The organism is Caballeronia sp. M23-90 (assembly GCF_053574605.1).
Genome location: NZ_JBSIPA010000696.1, coordinates 1 through 2281 on the forward strand (window position 1 = coordinate 1; position 2281 = coordinate 2281).

A 2281-nucleotide genomic window follows, 5' to 3' on the forward strand; every position below is an offset into this window, starting at 1 on the left:
TTGAAGCCGGCACGGGGATGCACGCCGGCTGACGGCCTTGAGGCTGATGAACTTGAGTCGGGGCCGCGAACCAGAGTGGAACGGGTGCTGCCGGGCGGACTGCCGAAAGGCAAGCGTTGCGAGTGCCAACTATAAGAGCAAAAGCAAGACCAAAAGTCAGAGAGAAGGACCAAGTATGGCGACGATCAAAGATGTAGCAGCCATTGCGGGCGTTTCGTTCACAACCGTGTCTCATGTGGTGAACAACTCGCGGCCTGTATCGGCTGAAGTGCGGGTCAAAGTAGAACGAGCAATCCGGGAACTGGACTATGTGCCGTCGGCGGTGGCGCGTTCGCTCAAGGCGCGCAATACGCTCACCATCGGCTTGCTGGTGCCGAATGCGACCAATCCGTATTTCGCGGAGCTCGCGCGTGGCGTGGAAGATGGGTGCGCGAAGAACGGCTATTGCATGTTCTTCTGCAATTCCGACGACGACCCCGCCAAGCAGCGAAGCTACCTCCGGGTGCTGCAGGAAAAGCGCATCGACGGGCTCGTGATTGCATCGGCGGGAGAAGATGCGGTGCTCGCGCAAAGTCTTGCCGGCGCACGCGAACCGCTCGTGATCCTGGATCGGAATATTGAAGGGGTATCGGCCGATCTGGTGCAGATCGATCACGAAAAAGGCGGGTATCTCGCCACGCGCCACTTGCTGCAACTCGGACATTCGCATGTTGCCTGCATCACCGGACCGATTGGCACCGCGGTGAGCGCAATGCGCGTCCACGGCTTCATCCGGGCGATGGCCGAGCGCGGTATCGAGATCGAGCCGAATGCAATCCAGCAGGGCGCGTTCTCGGCGACAGGCGGTTATGAAGCGGCGTCGCAACTCTTCGATACGTTAAAGCCAACCGGCATTTTCGCGTGCAACGACATGATGGGCGTGGGCGCGTTGCGGGCGGCGGCGGAGCGGGGAATCAACGTGCCGAAGGACTGCTCGATCATCGGTTTCGACGATATCGAATTGAGCCGGTACACGTATCCGGCTTTGTCGACGGTTGGGCAATCGGTGCGGGAACTGGGCGAGCTGGCGGCTCAGACGCTGATTGACCGGATCGCGGGGAAGGTGCCGGCGAGCACACGCCGGCGCGTGGTCACGCCGCATATGATCCTGCGGGAATCGACCGGGGTCGTGCCGCAACAGGCTTGATGGGTGGGTTGGCGCTGCTTCGCGCTTAGGTCGAACGCCGCCCGTTTGAAATCCGCGTTGGGCACAACGAGTGTCTCAACGCGGCTCTCTGTTTCTCTCCAAAACGCTGGCTGCCAGCCACGCTTCTCCCAGTTCGCCCCGACTCTGCTGAATTGCGCTTCATTACACATCTCATTCATGCATGACAGCCGACGAGCGCAGCATCCGTTTTAACGACTTACTAAACATGAACTTTTCAGGGTTTATCCGCATCCTGGCGCAGCAAATTGCTAAGGGTTAATCCTCTGACGAAACATCATTTCAATTTTTCCCTAAAGTGCGTGGCTTACAGGCCGTAAATCTGACCAGGCAGGCGCATTCGGCTTCGTCGTGGAGAACGATGGGCTGGATACTGCCGCCGATCATTTCACACACGCGGTTCAAGGAAAATCATGAACATGAGTCTCACGATCAAGGCCCGGCTCGGCCTCACGATGGCTTTTCTCGGCCTCTTGCTGGTGGCGATCGGCGGCCTGGGCCTTTACGGCATGACGCAGTCGAACCACGCGTATCGCGACACGTTTGAAAATCAGATGCCAAGCGCGAATGCCGTGAGCAACGCAGAACTCTATACCGCCCGCGAACGCCTGGTGTTCGATCGCGCGGCTTTCCTCGCCGGTACGCCGGAAGCAGCACCGACCATTGAACGCGGTGCGATGATGCGCTCCAAAGCGGATGGTTTCTGGAAAAAATATACCGAACTTCCCGTGTTCAACGATCACGAAAAGCAGCTCGCGGAGGCATCGAATACAAAACGCCTCGCGCTTCAGAAGCTGATCGATGGCGGGTATGACGCGGTGAGAGCCAACGACCAGGCGCGCATCGTGGAATCGGCCAAGGCGATGCAGGCAACCTACAACGAACTCTCGGGCGCCAATGACGCGCTGCGCAAGTTCCAGTTCGATGCCGCCCGCCAGGGTTACGACGCGGCCCAGGGCGCTGCATCGACTTTTGAAACGCTGAGCCTGACTGCGATCGTGATCGGACTCGCCGCAGCCGCGTTCTCGTGGTTTGCACTGCGCCGCGCCATCGGCCGGCGGCAATGGCGTCGAAGTA

Annotated in this window: 2 protein-coding genes; both read left to right on the forward strand. The window is 59.4% G+C overall.

Annotation, left to right across the window (positions count from 1 at the left end):
- Positions 1-175: 175 nt before the first annotated feature.
- Complete coding sequence (locus ACRXB1_RS34795) at positions 176-1186, forward strand: LacI family DNA-binding transcriptional regulator (RefSeq protein WP_061999374.1); 1011 nt, start codon at positions 176-178, stop codon at positions 1184-1186.
- A 437-nt stretch (positions 1187-1623) separates the two neighbouring features.
- Positions 1624-2281, forward strand: a 658-nt coding sequence (locus ACRXB1_RS34800; RefSeq protein ID WP_449494624.1) for a Tar ligand binding domain-containing protein, incomplete at its 3' end; no start/stop codon positions are given.

Bases quoted from the DNA above. Each gene is read 5' to 3' on its own strand.
- ACRXB1_RS34795 (WP_061999374.1), top strand. From the start codon at position 176: ATGGCGACGATCAAAGATGTAGCAGCCATTGCGGGCGTTTCGTTCACA.